The organism is Sinorhizobium mexicanum, assembly GCF_013488225.1.
Taxonomy (GTDB): domain Bacteria; phylum Pseudomonadota; class Alphaproteobacteria; order Rhizobiales; family Rhizobiaceae; genus Sinorhizobium; species Sinorhizobium mexicanum.
Window position 1 is genome coordinate 2,506,427 of record NZ_CP041238.1, and the last position, 16,486, is coordinate 2,522,912.

Here is a 16,486-nt window from a genome sequence, read left to right on the forward strand (position 1 = left end):
TTCATGTTAGGCCCGCGGTTGCCGGTACTCGTGGGGAAAACGGTCGTCGACGTGAGCCTGACCCGCACACCGCGTTGGAATTGTCGGTCGTTGCGCGTCTGAGAAGACGCGGCGCCGTAATACCGTGACCATGCTGACCCGAACGGCAAAGAAGGAAATTTAATGACTGTCGTCGCCTCGTTCGTGTACAGGGACGGAAAGCGCGCGGAGGAACTGCCGCTCTCCGCCACGCCGACGTCCTTCGAGGAAAACGAGTTCGTCTGGATCGGATTATACGCTCCGACCGCCGAGGAGATGGCTACGCTCGAGAATGCCTTCGCACTCCACCACCTTGCAGTCGAGGATGCGCTCAGCCCGCACCAGATCCCCAAGGTCGAGATCTACGGCGAGCAACTGTTCATAATTGCCAAGACCGCGCACATCGAAGGCGACAAGATCGTCTACGGCCAGACGGCGGTGTTCGTCGGGCGAAACCACATCATCTCCGTCCGGCAGGGCTCTGCGCGTGCGCATACCGAGCTTCGCTCGCAACTGGAGGCCTCGCCGAAACTGCTGCAGAAGGGAACGGACTACGTGCTGCACGCGATCATCGACTTCATCGTCGATGGCTATCTCCCGGTCGTGCAGACAATCGAGGATAAAGTCCTCGCCATGGAAAAGCACATGCTGGTGGCATTTCTCGAACGCGACGAAATCCGCCGCATTTTCCGCATGCGTCGCCAGGTCATTCTGTTTCAGCGCATTCTCGGCCCGATGTCGGAGGTGGCCAGCAAGCTGACGAACCTGGATCTGCCGTGCATCGACGACCACGCCAAGCCGTATTTCCGCGATGTGCTCGACCACGTCAGGCGTACCGAGGTCATGGTCAACGGCCTGCGCGAAGTCATCACCTCGGTGTTCGAGGCGAGTAACCTCCTCGAGCAGCAGCGGCAGGGCACGATCACGCGCCAATTGGCCGCCTGGGCCGCGATCCTCGCCGTCCCGACGGCCATCGCAGGAATCTACGGGATGAACTTCAGGAACATGCCGGAACTGGATACGCGTTACGGCTATTTTGCCGTGCTCGCGACGATCGCCGTCTTGTGTGTTCTCCTGTTCGTCCGCTTCAGGAAAGCCGGCTGGCTCTGATCCCGCCTCAGAACGGGCGCAGGTGCGGAAACCGGCCTTCCTTCAGGTAGGCCTCTTCGTCGGGGGTTGAGGTTCTGCCAAGGACGGCGTTGCGGTGCGGGTGGCGGCCGAAGGCGGCGATCACCTTGCGCACCTCCACGGGCTGTTCCGCGGCAAACGCGTAGCCCGCCCGCAGATGCGCCGGGGCCTTGGCGAGAATGTCCTCGGCCAGCGCGATTACCCGGTCGAGCCGGTCCAGATGGTCCGGACCTTCGCAATGGCCGAACGGCAGGTTGTAGAACGTCCTGTACCACGGTGTTTCCAAGGCCTCGTAGTGGCCGTTGCCGTGGCCTTCGAGCGCCAGCGCCAGCGCCTTTTCGTCCTGGGCAAAGGCGCGCGGCGAGTCCCGCCACAGCGAGCGCGGGAACTGGTCGTGCACGACGATCAGCGCTAGCCGGCCATGCGGATCGTTCGCCCAGTGGTCGAATTCGCCGCGGATTGCCCGTTCTGTGATCTCCGTGAAGCGAGCGATGATTTCCGCGTCCGCGCCGCCACGCATCCGCCACAGCCACCAGTCGCGGTGGATGCCCGCATCCACATCGAGGTTCGTTCCCTCGGGAAACCAGAATTCCAGAATGCTGTTCCAGTCGACGATCGTGTTCATCGCGAAACCCCCGGGGCCGAATTTCGGCCGCCTGCAGGTTGCCGTCAAGGGATTTTGCCGTAGCGCCGGCCAGCCGGCCGCCTCCCGCGCCGCTACGACGAGCCCTCCCGCATCAGGACGGCAACGACGACGCCGGAGAGAAAGGTAAGGGCGGCGACCGATGTGATCGCCGCGCCAAGGCCGAAACGGTCCGCGATAAGCCCGGCTATGAGCGCCCCGATCGCGTAGCCGAGGTCGCGCCAGAAGCGGTAGACACTGAGCGCGCGGGCGCGCCAGGCGGGATGCGCGGCATCCGATACGGCGGCGATCAGGCTCGGATAAACCATGGCCGTGCCGAGGCCGAGGAGGAGGCTTGCGACCAGCCACCATTCGAACTGGCGCGTCCAGGCCGTGAGGAACAGGCCGGCGGCCTGCACCCACATGCCGCAGGCGATCAGCCCCTTGCGCCCCCAGCGGTCGCTCAACGGGCCGGTCGCGACCTGGAGGATGCCCCAGGTCGCCGGGTAGACTGCCTTGAGAATGCCGATCCGCTCGACGCCGAGGCCGAAGGAGGCGAAGAACAGCGGGAAGATGCCCCAGCTCATGCCGTCGTTGAGGTTGTTGACGAGGCCGGCCTGCGAGGCGGCGAAGAGGTTGCGATCCCGGAACGACGTCAGCGTGAAGATTTCGCGGAAGCCGATCTGAGGCGGCTGTTCCGGGCGCGACGAAGCCTCGAGGCGCACGTGATCGCGCGTGTCGCGAACGGCGAGGATCGAAAGCAGCGTCCCGAGCACGGCGTAGCCGACGCCGAGATAGATCGGCGCCGGCCTGAGCCCATATTCCGACGCCAGATAGCCCGTGGCGAATGCCGTCAGCCCGACGGCGAGATAGCCGGCGAACTCGTTCAGCCCCACCGCAAGTCCGCGTGACCTCGGTCCGACAAGATCGACCTTCATGATCACCGTCATCGACCAGGCGAGCCCCTGGTTGATGCCGAGGAGCGCATTGGCGGCGATGATCCACTCCCAGCCCGGTGCCGCGATGATGATGAACGGAACCGGCAGGCCGAAAAGCCAGCCAAGCACGAGCACGCGCTTGCGCCCCCAGTGGTCGGCGAGCTGGCCGGAGACGAGATTGGCAAGCGCCTTCACCACGCCGAAGCTGACGATGAAGGAAACGACGAGCGTCGTCGAGGCGATGTGGAACTCTTCCGCGCCGATCAGCGGCACGACGGTGCGCTCGATCCCGACCATGCCGCCGACGAACGCGTTGATCAGCACAAGCAGCGCGAACTGCGGCCAGTTCTCCGCAAGGCCGAGCCGTATACCGGCGGTCGCCGGCGCGCCGTTCTTCGTGGTCATTTTCACGCTCCGCTACAGCACCGCGCGTCTGACAGACGCGCAAGGGACGCTGCAGCACTTGAATTGCTCCTTATTGAACGTCATTCGCCCTGGGCGTCGGGGAAAAGGACCGTCAAACTGTCTTCGGCCGCCGCCCAGGCATTCAGATGATAGCGCCGCAGCAGCAGGATGCTCGCAGCGAAAACCAGAAGCCCGACACCCACGCTGAGCAGGACCGGCAGGCTGACCGCCGATCGCGCGACAACGCCCGCGAAAACGCCGGCGATCGCGCCATTGATGGTGCTGACCATTCCCGCCGTTGTCACGAAGAATTGCCATGGCGACGATTTGAGGCCCTTGTGGACAAGCACGGCCGAGCGATCGTCGTGAATGGCATGGATGAGATAGCGCCGCACGACCGGCGCGCTCTCGACGTAGTAGTGCCGTATTCGCGCCATTCCGCGCGCGTGCACCATATCCTCGATAGCGACCTGCACGGCACGCACGAAAGTGACAATGCCGATGAAATAGAGGCAAGGAAGCAGGATCAGGCTGAACAGCACGAACGGCATACCCATTTGCGTGACCTGCGCGACGAAGGCAAGCGCGATGGTCGCGCTCGAAACCGAGGTCAGGAACAGGTTCGCACGCTGGTTCGCCTCCTGGATGGTGCCCGACCGCGCGGTTTGAAGCACGAAGTGCTCCGTCGTCATGATCTGCAGGACCTGGTCTTCGCCCTCATTCGCCTCTGCCATGGCGGTCTCCTCTGGACGATTGCTCCTGGCGTTGCATGGCTCGTCTCATCAGACGCCATGGTGCACGGCAGCAGTGTAATGTTGCCCCCGTCGGTTGCGGTACAGAAACGCATCTCCTCCGAGAACGCATCCGCCGAACCCATTACGCCACCGCGATTGCTGGTCGGCAACTGCCGCATGATCCCAACGTGGGCTGGACCCCTCAGGCGATGCCGATCAGCACCCCGCCGATCGCGGCGACGACGACCACGATCCAGGGCGGACATTTCCAGGCCATGAGGAGGACAAAGCACGTCAGCGCCAGCGCGAACTCGTGCGGGCCGATGATCGCGCTCTGCCAGACCGGCTGGTAGAGCGCCGCGCCGAGAACGCCTACAACCGCGGCATTGGCGCCGCGCATCAGCGCCTGTGCGGTGGGTCTTGCGCGAAAAGAATCCCAGAATGGAATGGTGCCAATCAGCAGCAGGAAGCCCGGCAGGAAGACGGCAACGAGCGCGATGATGGCGCCGACAAGGCCGTTCGGCTCGGGGCCGAGCACCGCGCCGAGATAGGCGGCGAAGGTGAAGAGCGGCCCCGGAACTGCCTGTGCCGCGCCGTATCCCGCGAGGAACTGGTCGGCCGTCACCCAGCCGGGCCGGACGACCTCCACCTGCAGCAGCGGCAGCACCACGTGCCCTCCCCCGAACACCAGTGATCCCGCGCGGTAGAACGCATCGAAGACCGCCAGCCCCTGCGACGAGGTGGCTGCGACCGCGACCGGCAGGCCGACGAGCAGGCAGAAGAACAGCACGAGCGCCACCCAGCCCGTGGCGTGCGAAACGGGGAAGCTGACACGTCCCGAAATCGCCTCGCCCTTCGCCCGGCAGAGCCACAGTCCGGCAAGCCCGCCGGCCAGGATCGCCGCCAGCTGCCCGATCGCGCCGGCAACGAGAACGACGATCAGCACCGCGGCAAGCGCGATGCTCGCGCGTTCCCGGTCCGGGCAGAGGTTCTTCGCCATGCCCCACACCGCCTGCGCGACGATGGCGACGGCGACGACCTTCAGGCCGTGGATGACGCCCCAGGCGATCGGCCCACCGAAGGAGGCTGCCCCGAAGGCAAACAGCACGAGCAGGATCGCCGAAGGCAGCGTGAATGCGGCCCAGGCGGCGGCCGCCCCCAAAGGCCCGCCACGCAGGAGCCCAAGCGCGAAGCCGGCCTGGCTGGAGGCGGGACCGGGAAGAAACTGGCAGAGCGCCACGAGGTCCGCATAACCCTTCTCATCGATCCAGCGCCGCCGGACGACAAGCTCGTCGCGAAAATAGCCGAGATGCGCAATCGGACCGCCGAACGAAGTCAAACCGAGCTTCAGGAAGGCCGCGAAGACCTCGCCGGCACTCCCCTTCCGGTGCGCCGTGCCCTCGCTCGTCTCGATTGCCGTATCATTCATCGATTATCGTTCCCGTTCCGGATGGATGCTCGCGAGCAGCGCGAGCGCCGCCTCGATATTTCCCGATACAGCGCCTCCGGCGATACGCCAATCTCTTCCGCGAGCGCTCTCCAGTCGCCTTTGGCCGGCAACCTGCCATCGTTCCATGTCACCCATGCGTCGAGCCTGGCGCTGACGGTGCGTAGCGCCACGATCTCTGCCCTCTTTCTCGCGCTCTGCAACTCGCGCGAAAGATGGATCGTCCACGCCCGCGCAAAAGCCGGATCGTCGTTGAGCAGCTGCCGGACCTCGGCAATCGGCACGACGAGCGCGCATGTCGTCATGATTGCCACCGCATCGCAATGATACCGCTCCGAAAACACCGAGGCCTCGGCGAGCAGCATGCCCGGTCCCGAGCGCTGCAGCACCGCCATGTTTCCATCCGCCTGGTAACGCACGAGATGCACACCCCCGTCCGTGACCAGGAACATGCTCAGCACCCGGTTGTCCCGGTGGAACAGATGTTCGCCTTTCTCGAAGGACTTCTGCGCCGTGGCCCTCGGCCGAAGCTCGCTGATAATTGTTTCCGACATGATAGCTATCATGTCGGACATGCCCCCGAAATGGCAAGCTCGGGCCGTCCAACAGAATAGGGCAAGCCCATGAAATTCCTGATTCCAGCATTCCTTGCCGTGGTTCTTCCCCTGCCGGCCGCGGCGCAGTCCGAACACGCCCATATGTCGCCCTATGCCGGGGAGCAGCAGCGCGAGATCAAGAGCCTCTCGGCCGAGGACATCGCCGAGCTCAGCGCGGGCGGCGGCTGGGGGCTGGCGAAGCCGGCCGAGCTCAACGGCGTGCCGGGGCCGTCGCATGTCCTCAAGATGAAGCGAGAGCTGGCTTTGACGGCGGACCAGGAGAGATCGGCGCAACGCATCTTCGAGGAGATGCGGAGCGAAGCCGTGGCCGAAGGCAAGAACCTTCTCGCCGGTGAAGCGGCGCTGGACGCAGCCTTCCGCGATGGCGGGATCGAGGCGGACCACTTGCGAATGCTGCTTCGCCGGACCGAAGTGAGCCGGGCGAACCTGCGTTACGTCCATCTTGCAGCTCATTTGAGGATGGCTCGAGTGCTGACCAGGGATCAGGTGAAACGCTACAACGAGCTGCGCGGATACGGCGCCCATCCGCAGCCATAGTCAATGCTGCCGATGGCAGGTGACTCGATGCTTCCTTCGCCGCATCCCGCCGCCGCGTCCCTATGCCGCAAACCAACGTATACCTAGTCTCCCGCCGCCTATTCATTGATTAGATCGCAGCTGGAGCCCTACTGCATGTTTCCGTAAACCGTCGCCGATTTAAGGACAAAAACATGCAGCGGTTCAAATTGCTACAGCGTCCTTTTGCGCGTCTAAAGAGACGCCCGGCGCTGTAGGTTCCGGCCATGTAGAGGAGACACCTGATGTTCAGGCCCATTGCTGTTGCCTTTTCCTTCGCATTGATCGCGGCCGCGCCCGCCTTTGCCGACGAACCGTACAACGCCAAGGTCACGACGATATTCGACCACAAGCTGCCCCATGTTCCGGGCAAGAGCATGCGAGGCGTCCTGGTGGAATACGGACCCGGTGGACACAACCCGTCCCATACGCATGCCAAGACCGCCTTCATTTCTGCGACCGTGATCCAGGGGCGCATCAAGAGCCAGGTCAATGGTGGCGAGGTCAAGATCTACAATACCGGCGAAAACTGGATCGAAGTTCCCGGCGACCACCATCAGGTCAGCGCCAATGCCAGTGATACGGAAGATGCCAAGATCCTGGCGGTCTTCGTCGTAGACACGGACGAAACGGAACTTACGATCCCCGACGATTGAGCGGAGTTCTGAATTCTTGCCGCTGGCTCTGGGGTGCTTCTTGCGCTGTTCGGCAAACCCCAGAGCGGTATATCGCCGCGGTTGGCATAGTCGTCAGGCCGTCGTTACGCGGTGGTCTCCTTCAGGAAATCCATTGTCCGCTCCCACGCGAGTTCCGCGGCGTCCTTGGAGTAGGTGGAGGAGACGGTGTCGTCCTCAAAGCCGTGTTTGGCACCCTCGTAGACGAACGCTTGGTAGCTGACCCCCGCCTTCTTCAAGGCGTCCTCGAAAGCAGCCCGCTGCGGGTTAACCAGCCGGTCGTCGCCTGCGTAGTTGAGCAACAGGGAAGCGGCAATTTTCGAGACGTTTTCGAGTGGCGGGGCACGCCCATAGAAAATGACGCCGCTCGTGAGCTCGTTCAATTGGAACATTATTCGGCTGAGGGCGCTGCCGCCCAGACCGAATCCAATCGCCGCCACCTTGCCATTGCTCCGAGGCTGCCGTGCCAGCCAGCCCAGCGCCGAGCGGGTGTCGGCCAGCCATTCATCCCAGGTGGTCATGCCGACGACCTCGTGAGCAGGCATCGGCTCGGCCGGGGTCCCGCCGTAGCGCGAGGCATAGTCCGGTACCAACACGGCAAAGGATCCTGCTGTCGCCAGGCGCCGTGCAACATCTTCGAAATGTGGCGTCAGGCCCAGCGCGTCATGGGCTACGATGATGCTGGTGAGTTGACCCCTGTCGGTAGCCGGCACGGCAGCATAGCTCTGCAACCCGCCCGCGCCGTTGTCGATGGTTAGGAGTTGAACATGAACGCGAGGGTCGTCGGCAGCAACGGCAGGAGCGGCCACGGCCAAGCGAGGCAGCAGACCAATGCCGGCTGGCACCCCGCACAGGGCCAGCAGGATCGTGCGGCGGCTTACAAGGACGCCTTCACGCAAAACCTTGTTTCTCATGACTTCCTCCCCTTTTGTGGGAGTAATATTAGGCTCTGACGCAGATTTGGTGCAATTCTCTCATGTTGCGCCAATCAGGCGGGCTTGAAGAAGATCAAGCTTTCCTTGCGATTTCAGGACGCAAAGCGATAACCGGCCGAGACTCAGGTGTTCCGAAGGTCGGGTGGGAAGATTGGTCATGTTTGGGCCCCTCGTGTCTCACCACGCGAGGAGGCAAGAGATGTGCCGGTATCACCTGCTCCCGACCCACTGCCGGATCTCGTCAGCCACTTGCTCGAGAACGCCCATCGTCCCGGCGGGGAGCGGGTCCGGAAACCGTTGCTCGGGATACGCGAGCGTTCCCCCCAGATGGACCGGCTGGACGCAGGGCATCTCGTGCTGTTCGAAAAACTTAATCATGTTGTCCGCGCATAGGCGCACACTCGGATCGTCCGCGGGATCGGTGGCGCCGTTGACGATGACCGCTCCGAGTTTTCCTTTGAGCTGTTGTCCGTCGCGCCACAGGGGATCCGATCTGTCGAGCAAGACGACGCCCAGGGCCGGCGGCATTCCGAAGCAGGTGGGGGTAGCCATCAGAACCACGTCCGCCTCTTTCATGAGTGACAGAACACGATCGATCCCGTCGCCGTGGTATCCGAACGTTTGATAACACTGCTCGCACCCGAGACAGTCGATACGCTCATCGGCCAGACGCACCTGTTCCAGGACCTTCACCCGCCGATCTCTCTCGAGCGAGCGAAGAACCTCGCCGAGCATCCGCGCTGAGTTACTGGACGCGCGTGGGCTGCAGTCTATTCCAATGATGGTCGTCGCTTTGTCCATGTGAGGATCCCTAGTAAGGCGTGACAGCTCGATACCGAATGGCACGGGGCGAAGTTTTGAGTATCCACACCGATGGCTTCAAAGTCGACGATACTCGCTCTTTACCTTTGAATTTTCCGGATCACAATTTTAGACGCCCGTTTCTTGGTTGCGGCCAGCGCTCAAGAGGCTAAGTCTCACACGGCTCTGCCGTGTCGATGATGCGAGGCATCGCAATCGCCGGTCCGAATCCGCCTCGTTAATACCGCCCCGGCCTAGTACCTGTCCTCCGCCGAAGCCAGTGCGCGCTTTCGTCACGCAATATTGACAGGGCGCGTCCCTCCCTGGACGCTTGCCGCGGCTTGTGTTTCACGGAATTCGGCGCAATTGTCTCTGCTGTCATGCAGCACTGGTCCGTCCGAAGGTTGCGTGTCGCCTGGAAGCACAAAGCGCTTTTCAGACAACGGCATGCACCAAGACAAATCGTCAGCTTTCTCCTCGCGGTCTTCCTCGCCACGGGCATGGGCCTGTCTTTCGCCCAGGCGAGCGGCATGGCCGCCAGAATGGCGACGATGCCTGATATGGCCGAGTCGAGCATGGCCCAGTCGGACACAGTCAAGTCGGACACAGTCAAGTCGGACACAGTCACATCCGACACGATCATGCCGGACATGTCTGAGCATGGCGACTGCCAGGATTGCCCGGACCAGCCGGACGGCATGAAGGCCATGGCCTGCGGCAATGTCTGTGCTGCCGCCGTCATCGCGCCGCTTCCTCTTGCGGCACTCGTGCCGCACGGCGAGAAGCCGGCTTCGGTCCTCGCCCCCGATCTGTCTCTCGACGGCCGGACCCTCTCCCCCGATCCCGACCCGCCACGAACCTCCGACATCGGCTGATCCCCGGCCGTCGCTGCCGCGACCGCCTGGCGAGCGAACGCGCGTCCTTCGTGCCGAAACGGCCTTCGAGATGACAACGCCGCCTTCGTCGCCGACGATCCCGCCGACCGGATGCTGCCCCGGCATGTCATCGATCACGAGACGGCCGCGCGGCGCATGAAGCAAACGGAAGATACACAGATTTATCCATGGAGAATTGAAATGAACCGCATGATCCGCCTCACGAGCCTCGCCGCTCTCATCGCCTTCGCCACCCCGGCGCTTGCCCAGTCGCAGGACGCGACACTCTACAAGAGCCCCGAATGCGGCTGCTGCGAGGGCTACGCCGCCTATCTCCGCGACAATGGCTTCAAGGTTGATGTGAAGGAAACCGACGAGCTTGCCGAGATCAGCCACAAGGCCGGCGTGCCGGAAGACATGCAAGGCTGCCACACCACCTTCATCGACGGCTATGTCATCGACGGCCACGTGCCGATCAACGTCGTGCGCAAGCTCCTCAAGGAAAAGCCCGCGATCGCCGGCATCACGCTCCCGGGAATGCCGATGGGCTCGCCCGGCATGGGTGGCACGAAGACCGAGAAATTCGTGATCTACACGGTGCCGAAGGACGGCAAGGCGCCGGAGATCTACGCGACCGAATGACAATTGCATGCTTCCTGGCGTACCGCGCTTCGTCGGTTGCAGTGCGGCAGGGCTTCTCCTCCGCCTCCTCATTCCGGTGCTTGTCACAGGGATGAGGCGGGTGGGGTCACCGCCAGAGAGATCAATCAGACAGATCAAATGACCAGAGGGACCGAGGAGAACCTCCCCGTACCGCGACCGACGAGACAGCAGTAGACTGCTGTCGTGTGCTTTCAGAAGACGTGCGTAGATTGAAGCAAGTGGTACCGCGATGAATGCTGTCGTTCTCGAATCCGTGCTGACCTGCCCCCATTGCGGTTTCGCCCGACGGGAAACCATGCCGACCGATGCCTGCCGGTTCTTCTATGAATGCAGCAGTTGCAAGACCCTGCTGCGTCCCCGCCCCGGAGACTGCTGCGTGTTCTGTTCGTTCGGTTCGGTGAAGTGTCCGCCGGTGCAGCAGCAGCTTAGATGCTGCGAGTAGGCTCCAGTCCTTGCGACAGCTCCGGAATATTGCGCCGGCTGAGCCTCCACGACGACTATACCGCGAACCGAAGAAGCCTCTTGGTTCCATAGAGCATCCAACCAAGGCAGTGGCCGAGTACATAGATCGTCAGGACCATATAAGTGATCAACACCACGGTGACGGTCGTGCCGGTGTCCAGCCTGTCAAACGGCGATACCTGACGGAGCAGATCGGCCCACCAGCCAAGCTTCGGGCTCCATTCGCAGGCAACCCCGTCACAGGCCGAAACAATAAACGGCAGGGTCATTGCCGACCAGGCGAGGAAAATAAAGCCGGCGCTCTTCCAGTTGTAGCTGCGGCTGCGAAGCAGCCTGTGCACCTGCCGTCCCTTGGCAATAGTCATGGCAATAGCGGCCAGTATATAAATTGATATCTGCATCTCGGCGCCCAAGCCCACCCATGAAGAGCCACCATTAGCGGAGAGATGTTGCTGCGCGGTTCAGTCGAAAGGTAAATGGTTTATGACGAAGCTTGTTCGTCTGGCCCGAAAGCCGGCACTGAGCATGTTGTCCCGGCAAGTCACGGCCGGGATGTCCGGTCACTTCGGCCGTGCGCTGCCCTCGTACATGAAGGTCATGGGGCTCGGCCCTTTCATATAGCCGGTCTCGACCCGGTCGAGCCGAAAGCCGCCCTCCTCGATCAGCGACCGGATCGGACGGTTGAGATTGCAGCCGCCGGTGATGCGCCGCCAGATCGGGTTGAGGCAATCCTGGCACCAGCGCACGCCGCGGTCGGGCGAGCGCCCATGCTCGACGAACAGCAGCCTGCCGCCGGACTTCAGCACGCGGCGCATTTCCGAAAGTGCCGTTGCCGCCCCGGGGATGGTGCACAGCGTCCAGGTCGTCACCACTGTATCGACGCTCCCGTCATCGAGCGGGATCGCCTCGGCGGAGGCTTCGATGAAGTTGACCGGTATCGCGGAATGCGGCACGCGACGTGCCATGGCCGCGAGGCTTGGCAAAGGCTCGAGTGCCAGGATTTCCCGAACCGCCGGGCGGTAGTGCGGCAGGTTGAGGCCGGATCCGCTGCCGATCTCCAGCACCCGCCCTTCCGCCGCGCCGATCACCCGTTCGCGATAGGGAAGCAGGCGCTCGTTGCGCATGGAGCAGTCGCAGAGCTTCGGCAGGATGACGTCGCTGTAGATGCCCATCTTTCCCTCCCGGGCTACTGCATGTTTCCTCAAATCCTAGCCGGTTTAAGGCCGAAATTTGGAGAGTGGGTGTGATACCCCCCTCTGCCCTGCCGAGCATCTCCCCCACAAGGGGGGAGATCGCCAAGGGGCGATGCCCCGCTCAGTCAATGACCCTGTGCGCGCTGCATTGCATCAGGCGGCTGCGGCATTTGCGCGTTTGCTGTCGGGCAGGCCGCGGCTCCCGCCAATCTCCCCCCTTGTGGGGGAGATGCCCGGCAGGGCAGAGGGGGGTGCCCTTCCACAGCTTGCAGATTTCACACCCACCAGCGCCGCGCATCCCTTCAGACGCACGACGCCGTGCCATCACTCAGCCACTTCACCCGGCCCTTGGCTCAACCGGCTGCCATATGCTGACCTGGCGCGTCTCGGGCATCAGGATCAGGGCGAGCACGAAGCATATGGCGGGAACGACGATCGGGTAGATCAGCGCGTAGCCGACGCTGCCCGTGGCCGCGAAAGCCGCAGAGGTGACGAAGGGCACCAGGCCGCCGCCCCAGCCGTTGCCGATGTGATAGGGCACCGACACCGACGTGTAGCGGATCCTGCCGGGGAAATATTCCGCCAGGAACGCCCCGACCGGCCCATAGACCATCCCGACGTAGCAGACGAGGATGAAGATGATGAAGATCGCGGTCGGATAGTTGATGTTGTCCGGCTGCGTCACCGTTCCAAGCCACAGATACAGCGGATAGTAGGTGATCGCGGCGAGCAACATGCCCCCGAGGATCACCGGCTTGCGGCCGACGATGTCGGAGAGCCACCCGAAGAGGATCAGGCTCGGCGTGGCAAGGAGCAGCGCTGCGCCGACGATGTAGGACGAGCTCAGCGCGTCCACCTTGGAAACCTGCTGCAGGAAGTAGAGCGCCCAGAACTGGCCGCTGTACCAGACCACCCCCTGCCCGATCAGCACGATCGTGGCGATCCCTACGTATTTGGCGTTGGCGCTCAGGAAGGCCTCCTTCCAGGGGTTCCGGGTCATCTGCCCCCTCGCCTTGATCTCCGCGAAGACCGGCGTCTCCTGCAACTGGAGCCGGATGTAGATGGCGATGGCGACCAGCAGGAACGACAGCAGGAACGGCACGCGCCACGCCCATGCCTCGAAGACCTCGTTGCCGAAGTAGGTGCGCGTGGCGATGACCACGGCCAGCGACACGACGATCCCCAGCGTCGGAGAGGTCTGGAGCCAGCCGGTGTAGTAGCCGCGGCTTTCATCGGGCACATGCTCGGCGACATAGGTGATGGCGCCGCCATATTCGCCGCCGAGGCACAGGCCCTGGATCATCCTGAGGCCGAAGAGCACGAACGCGGCTGTGAGGCCGATCGAGTCGTAGGTCGGGATCAGGCCGATCGCGCCGGTACCGAGCCCCATGCCGCTCAGCGTAATCAGGAACGTGTATTTGCGGCCGACCCTGTCACCCATCCAGCCGAAGAGAAACGCCCCGAGCGGGCGGATCAGGAAGCCTGCGGTGAACAGCGCAATGGTGCTCAGGAGCGCCGCGACCGGGTGCGATGGTTCGAAGAACTTGACCGACAGCACCGCGGCCAGGCTGCCGAAAATATAAAAATCATACCATTCGATGATGTTTCCCACCGACGCGGCGACAATCACGCGGCGGAAATCCGTCGGGACTTGTATAGCCATGTTTCTTCCTCCCGTTTCAACAACATGGCCCCCAAAATTTTTAGGGCATCCTAACACAAACCAGGGCAAGTAAAAACCGGCCCTGCTTCGCGAAGGCGGCACGTCGCGAAGTAACGGCATCGTCATTGCAAGGCGTTACTTCGTCTATTAATGGCGCTAGTGCCGGCTTATGGAGAAGTCCAGAACCAACTTCCACGCTGTAGCACTTTGAATCGCTACGCGTGGGCGAACATCGAGATTAACCACCTCCCCGCGATATGCTATATAGACTGCAACCAACCGTGAGGGCGCAAAACTGGGGGGAGCCATGTCGCCTTTCCGAAATGCAGTTGTTTCGTTGCCTGGCAAGGAACGCACGGCAAAAACGCCTTTCGGCGCAAAGGTTGTGATCCATGTCACGGCTGCAGAGACCGGAGGCGCGTTCGCGATGTGGGAAACCTTCACCCCGCCTGGAGGGGGCCCGGCTCCTCATATGCACACACGCGAGACCGAGGTCTTTCGCGTCATACGCGGTCTCTATCGTTTCCAATGCGGTGACGACGAGTTCGAGGCCCCTCCCGGTGCCGTCGTCGTTCTGCCACCGCATGTGCCACACGCCTGGCGAAATATAAGCGGCGAGCCGGGCCAGATGTTCGGCACCGTCACGCCGGGTGGTTTCGAGCAGCTGTTCATCGACATCGAGGCTTCCGGTGCAGATACACCCGAGAAGATTGCGGCGATTGAAGCGCGTTTCGGGATCATCAACGACATGACGCTCGCTCTCGGGCTGCGGGCATGACCAGCTTCCCTGGCCGATCGGCCTACGAGATCTTCTTTCTCAGGGGTGGCGACGTTGATCCCGTCAGTCTGAAATTCATGATTCCGTCGAAGTTCGCAGACTATGTTTGGAACGGCTTCAGATAGACCTGCCGGCATGACCGGTCTCGGGTTCGAGCACCAGTACCGAAGAGGAGACTGACTTGCCGCCCGGATCACGCAAGACAGCGAATTGCCCGGCGAACGAATGTGACCAGCAGCGGTGATGACAAGAGCCGAGCTTTCCGACCTCTACCGAGGCTACATTCAGTGCCTGAACGACCAGGATTGGCCGAACCTCGGGACGTTCGTTCACGATGACGTTCATTACAACGGCGAGCGGATCGGACTGTCGGGCTATCGCAGGATGCTCGAAGGCGATTTCGATGCGATACCCGACCTTTATTTCGACATCGAGCTGCTGGTTGCCGAGCCGCCCCTGATCGCCAGCCGCCTGCGTTTCGACTGCACGCCGAGAGGCGTGCTGTTCGGCCTCCCCGTCAACGGCCGGAAGGTCCGGTTCGCGGAAAATGTCTTCTACGAATTTGTGGAGGGGCGGATCGAAAGGGTCTGGTCGGTCATCGACAAGGCTGCGATCGAATCGCAGCTGGGTTAATTTCCAAAGCGACAACAACCACGAAGAAAGGCGACCCGATGGACGGAAAACCAGAAGACTCTCCCTCTCGGCTGATCGATGCCAGAATTGACGAGCTCGGCGATTGGCGGGGCGAGACGCTCGCCCGGGTTCGGGCACTCGTCCGGCAGGCCGATCCCGACGTCATCGAGGAGTGGAAGTGGCGAGGCGTTCCGGTGTGGTCGCATGCCGGCATCATCTGCACCGGCGAAACCTACAAGCAGGTCGTGAAGCTGACATTCGCCAAGGGCGCTTCGCTGGAGGACCCCGCAAGCCTCTTCAACTCCAGCCTCGAAGGCAACACCCGCCGTGCCATCGATATCCGCGAGGGCGAGACGATCGATGAAGATGCGCTGAAGGTGCTGATCCGCGCCGCGGTGGCGCTGAACACGTCGGCCAAAGCTGCCCGTTCGCCGAAGAAACCGAAGAGCGCCTAAAGCGCCGGGCGTTCAAGTGAACGCACAAAGGACGCTCTGGCACGTTGTTTCTGGAGCATCTTATCCGCTTTCAGTGGTTCCACTTGAAAGCGGGATGCTCCAGCCCAAAATCTTTGGGCTGAAAAGGCGCAACGAATGATCCGATGGCCGTTAACCGCGAGACCAGTAGTCCTCGTGGAGTTTCGCCGCCTCGACCTCAAGCATGGGCCCGACGACTTCCGTTGCGCGCTGACCGGCGGCGAACACGATGTGGCAGGGGAGATCAAGCGTCGGATTTTCCTGGTTATCGCCTATTTGTTGCTTCATCTCTCTCTCGGACAGGCCAAACACGACGCGCCCTATGCCTGCCCAATAGATCGCGCCGGAGCACATGGCGCACGGCTCTGCAGACGTGTACATCGTGCACTCGGCAAGAAAATCGAGACCATAGGCCTTGCCGGCGCGCGTGGCGAGAAGCCGCTCCGCATGGGCCGTGCGGTCGCCGCCTTCCGAACTGTAGCCATTGCACTGCTCCAATAAAACATTGCCATCGTGGTCGGCGAGAATTGAACCGAACGGGTGATCTCCCCCCTCGCGCGAACGCCGCGCCACATCGAAGGCCTTGCGCAGCAGTGACTCGTCGTAGGATCGTGTGGTGCTTGTCATTTTATGAACTCCTGGCAATTGTCGCAGTTCATCCGCCGTCAATGTTTCCCCGGTAACGGCGCGGGTAATTTGTGTTCTCCGCCAAGTGGAAAGTTGCCAGCTTTCCGAGGGTGACCATCTGGCAACCCCCCGATGGACAGGTATCAAAGATCGATAGTGATCCGTTCTGACTTTATCAGCAAGACTGACACGAACCGCCGCAAACTGGGATCAATTTGCTCATCAATGGCGCATTCGTCAGCTCG

At 62.3% G+C, this 16,486-nt stretch carries 20 protein-coding genes; 9 read left to right on the forward strand and 11 right to left on the reverse strand.

Annotated features, from left to right (window positions below):
- The first annotated feature begins 162 nt into the window (after window positions 1-162).
- Window positions 163-1,128, forward strand: coding sequence for a magnesium and cobalt transport protein CorA (locus FKV68_RS11840; RefSeq protein ID WP_180938036.1), 966 nt, complete (start codon window positions 163-165; stop codon window positions 1,126-1,128).
- Between the two features lie 7 nt (window positions 1,129-1,135).
- On the opposite strand, the gene FKV68_RS11845 is transcribed toward FKV68_RS11840, so the two are convergent.
- From FKV68_RS11845 to FKV68_RS11865, 5 genes are all read right to left on the reverse strand, one after another.
- Window positions 1,136-1,771: a DUF924 family protein gene (locus FKV68_RS11845; protein WP_180938037.1), complete on the reverse strand. Its 636-nt coding sequence runs from the start codon at window positions 1,769-1,771 to the stop codon at window positions 1,136-1,138.
- Between the two features lie 92 nt (window positions 1,772-1,863).
- Window positions 1,864-3,111, reverse strand: a complete 1,248-nt coding sequence (locus tag FKV68_RS11850) for an MFS transporter (RefSeq protein ID WP_180938038.1) — start codon at window positions 3,109-3,111, stop codon at window positions 1,864-1,866.
- Between the two features lie 80 nt (window positions 3,112-3,191).
- On the reverse strand, window positions 3,192-3,845 hold the full coding sequence (locus tag FKV68_RS11855; protein WP_180938039.1) for a hypothetical protein: 654 nt from the start codon (window positions 3,843-3,845) through the stop codon (window positions 3,192-3,194).
- 202 nt (window positions 3,846-4,047) lie between these two features.
- A complete protein-coding gene (gene chrA, locus FKV68_RS11860) occupies window positions 4,048-5,274 on the reverse strand; it encodes a chromate efflux transporter (protein WP_180938040.1) in 1,227 nt (408 codons plus the stop codon).
- Entirely contained in the window at window positions 5,271-5,846 is a 576-nt protein-coding gene (locus FKV68_RS11865; RefSeq protein ID WP_245181192.1) for a Crp/Fnr family transcriptional regulator, read from the reverse strand. The genes chrA and FKV68_RS11865 overlap by 4 nt, the downstream gene beginning before the upstream one ends.
- A gap of 69 nt (window positions 5,847-5,915) precedes the next feature.
- Here FKV68_RS11865 and FKV68_RS11870 point away from each other — a divergent pair, with 69 nt between their 5' ends.
- Window positions 5,916-6,446 (forward strand): hypothetical protein, encoded by a 531-nt coding sequence (locus tag FKV68_RS11870; RefSeq protein WP_180938042.1) that lies wholly within the window; start codon window positions 5,916-5,918, stop codon window positions 6,444-6,446.
- Between the two features lie 263 nt (window positions 6,447-6,709).
- Window positions 6,710-7,120: a cupin domain-containing protein gene (locus FKV68_RS11875; protein ID WP_180938043.1), complete on the forward strand. Its 411-nt coding sequence runs from the start codon at window positions 6,710-6,712 to the stop codon at window positions 7,118-7,120.
- 104 nt (window positions 7,121-7,224) lie between these two features.
- Here FKV68_RS11875 and FKV68_RS11880 read toward each other — a convergent pair whose 3' ends face one another.
- Both FKV68_RS11880 and FKV68_RS11885 read right to left on the reverse strand, forming a co-directional pair.
- On the reverse strand, window positions 7,225-8,052 hold the full coding sequence (locus tag FKV68_RS11880) for a dienelactone hydrolase family protein (RefSeq protein WP_180938044.1): 828 nt from the start codon (window positions 8,050-8,052) through the stop codon (window positions 7,225-7,227).
- Window positions 8,053-8,283: 231 nt separating this feature from the next.
- Entirely contained in the window at window positions 8,284-8,874 is a 591-nt protein-coding gene (locus FKV68_RS11885) for a flavodoxin family protein (RefSeq protein ID WP_180938045.1), read from the reverse strand.
- A 530-nt stretch (window positions 8,875-9,404) separates the two neighbouring features.
- Here FKV68_RS11885 and FKV68_RS11890 point away from each other — a divergent pair.
- The 3 genes from FKV68_RS11890 to FKV68_RS33045 all read left to right on the forward strand — a co-directional run bounded on the left by FKV68_RS11890 (window position 9,405) and on the right by FKV68_RS33045 (window position 10,854).
- Window positions 9,405-9,749 (forward strand): hypothetical protein, encoded by a 345-nt coding sequence (locus FKV68_RS11890; protein ID WP_245181193.1) that lies wholly within the window; start codon window positions 9,405-9,407, stop codon window positions 9,747-9,749.
- A 201-nt stretch (window positions 9,750-9,950) separates the two neighbouring features.
- The gene (locus FKV68_RS11895) at window positions 9,951-10,391 is read left to right on the forward strand and encodes a DUF411 domain-containing protein (RefSeq protein ID WP_180938047.1); all 441 of its coding nucleotides are present in this window, start codon (window positions 9,951-9,953) and stop codon (window positions 10,389-10,391) included.
- A 250-nt stretch (window positions 10,392-10,641) separates the two neighbouring features.
- Window positions 10,642-10,854, forward strand: coding sequence for a GDCCVxC domain-containing (seleno)protein (locus tag FKV68_RS33045; RefSeq protein ID WP_245181194.1), 213 nt, complete (start codon window positions 10,642-10,644; stop codon window positions 10,852-10,854).
- Between the two features lie 55 nt (window positions 10,855-10,909).
- On the opposite strand, the gene FKV68_RS11900 is transcribed toward FKV68_RS33045, so the two are convergent.
- From FKV68_RS11900 to FKV68_RS11910, 3 genes are all read right to left on the reverse strand, one after another.
- Window positions 10,910-11,275 carry a hypothetical protein gene (locus FKV68_RS11900; protein ID WP_180938048.1) on the reverse strand — a complete coding sequence of 122 codons (366 nt, stop codon included), beginning with the start codon at window positions 11,273-11,275 and terminating at the stop codon, window positions 10,910-10,912.
- A 159-nt stretch (window positions 11,276-11,434) separates the two neighbouring features.
- Window positions 11,435-12,046 carry a class I SAM-dependent methyltransferase gene (locus FKV68_RS11905; RefSeq protein WP_180938049.1) on the reverse strand — a complete coding sequence of 204 codons (612 nt, stop codon included), beginning with the start codon at window positions 12,044-12,046 and terminating at the stop codon, window positions 11,435-11,437.
- Between the two features lie 358 nt (window positions 12,047-12,404).
- On the reverse strand, window positions 12,405-13,730 hold the full coding sequence (locus tag FKV68_RS11910) for an MFS transporter (RefSeq protein ID WP_180938050.1): 1,326 nt from the start codon (window positions 13,728-13,730) through the stop codon (window positions 12,405-12,407).
- 307 nt (window positions 13,731-14,037) lie between these two features.
- On the opposite strand from FKV68_RS11910, the gene FKV68_RS11915 reads away from it, so the two are divergent.
- The 3 genes from FKV68_RS11915 to FKV68_RS11925 all read left to right on the forward strand — a co-directional run bounded on the left by FKV68_RS11915 (window position 14,038) and on the right by FKV68_RS11925 (window position 15,596).
- On the forward strand, window positions 14,038-14,508 hold the full coding sequence (locus FKV68_RS11915) for a cupin domain-containing protein (RefSeq protein WP_180938051.1): 471 nt from the start codon (window positions 14,038-14,040) through the stop codon (window positions 14,506-14,508).
- 243 nt (window positions 14,509-14,751) lie between these two features.
- On the forward strand, window positions 14,752-15,141 hold the full coding sequence (locus tag FKV68_RS11920) for an ester cyclase (RefSeq protein WP_180938052.1): 390 nt from the start codon (window positions 14,752-14,754) through the stop codon (window positions 15,139-15,141).
- Window positions 15,141-15,596, forward strand: coding sequence for a DUF1801 domain-containing protein (locus FKV68_RS11925; RefSeq protein WP_425347583.1), 456 nt, complete (start codon window positions 15,141-15,143; stop codon window positions 15,594-15,596). The genes FKV68_RS11920 and FKV68_RS11925 overlap by 1 nt, the downstream gene beginning before the upstream one ends.
- Before the next feature lie 150 nt (window positions 15,597-15,746).
- Here the strand turns inward: FKV68_RS11925 and FKV68_RS11930 are convergent, their stop codons facing one another.
- The gene (locus tag FKV68_RS11930) at window positions 15,747-16,241 is read right to left on the reverse strand and encodes a nucleoside deaminase (RefSeq protein WP_180938054.1); all 495 of its coding nucleotides are present in this window, start codon (window positions 16,239-16,241) and stop codon (window positions 15,747-15,749) included.
- Between the last annotated feature and the right edge of the window lie 245 nt (window positions 16,242-16,486).

Excerpts from the sequence above, each read along its gene's own strand:
- FKV68_RS11840 (WP_180938036.1), top strand. The coding sequence starts at position 163 with ATGACTGTCGTCGCCTCGTTCGTGTACAGGGACGGAAAGCGCGCGGAG.
- FKV68_RS11845 (WP_180938037.1), bottom strand. The coding sequence starts at position 1,771 with ATGAACACGATCGTCGACTGGAACAGCATTCTGGAATTCTGGTTTCCC.
- FKV68_RS11850 (WP_180938038.1), bottom strand. The coding sequence starts at position 3,111 with ATGACCACGAAGAACGGCGCGCCGGCGACCGCCGGTATACGGCTCGGC.
- FKV68_RS11855 (WP_180938039.1), bottom strand. The coding sequence starts at position 3,845 with ATGGCAGAGGCGAATGAGGGCGAAGACCAGGTCCTGCAGATCATGACG.
- chrA (WP_180938040.1), bottom strand. The coding sequence starts at position 5,274 with ATGAATGATACGGCAATCGAGACGAGCGAGGGCACGGCGCACCGGAAG.
- FKV68_RS11865 (WP_245181192.1), bottom strand. The coding sequence starts at position 5,846 with ATGTCGGAAACAATTATCAGCGAGCTTCGGCCGAGGGCCACGGCGCAG.
- FKV68_RS11870 (WP_180938042.1), top strand. The coding sequence starts at position 5,916 with ATGAAATTCCTGATTCCAGCATTCCTTGCCGTGGTTCTTCCCCTGCCG.
- FKV68_RS11875 (WP_180938043.1), top strand. The coding sequence starts at position 6,710 with ATGTTCAGGCCCATTGCTGTTGCCTTTTCCTTCGCATTGATCGCGGCC.
- FKV68_RS11880 (WP_180938044.1), bottom strand. The coding sequence starts at position 8,052 with ATGAGAAACAAGGTTTTGCGTGAAGGCGTCCTTGTAAGCCGCCGCACG.
- FKV68_RS11885 (WP_180938045.1), bottom strand. The coding sequence starts at position 8,874 with ATGGACAAAGCGACGACCATCATTGGAATAGACTGCAGCCCACGCGCG.
- FKV68_RS11890 (WP_245181193.1), top strand. The coding sequence starts at position 9,405 with ATGGCCGCCAGAATGGCGACGATGCCTGATATGGCCGAGTCGAGCATG.
- FKV68_RS11895 (WP_180938047.1), top strand. The coding sequence starts at position 9,951 with ATGAACCGCATGATCCGCCTCACGAGCCTCGCCGCTCTCATCGCCTTC.
- FKV68_RS33045 (WP_245181194.1), top strand. The coding sequence starts at position 10,642 with ATGAATGCTGTCGTTCTCGAATCCGTGCTGACCTGCCCCCATTGCGGT.
- FKV68_RS11900 (WP_180938048.1), bottom strand. The coding sequence starts at position 11,275 with ATGCAGATATCAATTTATATACTGGCCGCTATTGCCATGACTATTGCC.
- FKV68_RS11905 (WP_180938049.1), bottom strand. The coding sequence starts at position 12,046 with ATGGGCATCTACAGCGACGTCATCCTGCCGAAGCTCTGCGACTGCTCC.
- FKV68_RS11910 (WP_180938050.1), bottom strand. The coding sequence starts at position 13,730 with ATGGCTATACAAGTCCCGACGGATTTCCGCCGCGTGATTGTCGCCGCG.
- FKV68_RS11915 (WP_180938051.1), top strand. The coding sequence starts at position 14,038 with ATGTCGCCTTTCCGAAATGCAGTTGTTTCGTTGCCTGGCAAGGAACGC.
- FKV68_RS11920 (WP_180938052.1), top strand. The coding sequence starts at position 14,752 with ATGACAAGAGCCGAGCTTTCCGACCTCTACCGAGGCTACATTCAGTGC.
- FKV68_RS11930 (WP_180938054.1), bottom strand. The coding sequence starts at position 16,241 with ATGACAAGCACCACACGATCCTACGACGAGTCACTGCTGCGCAAGGCC.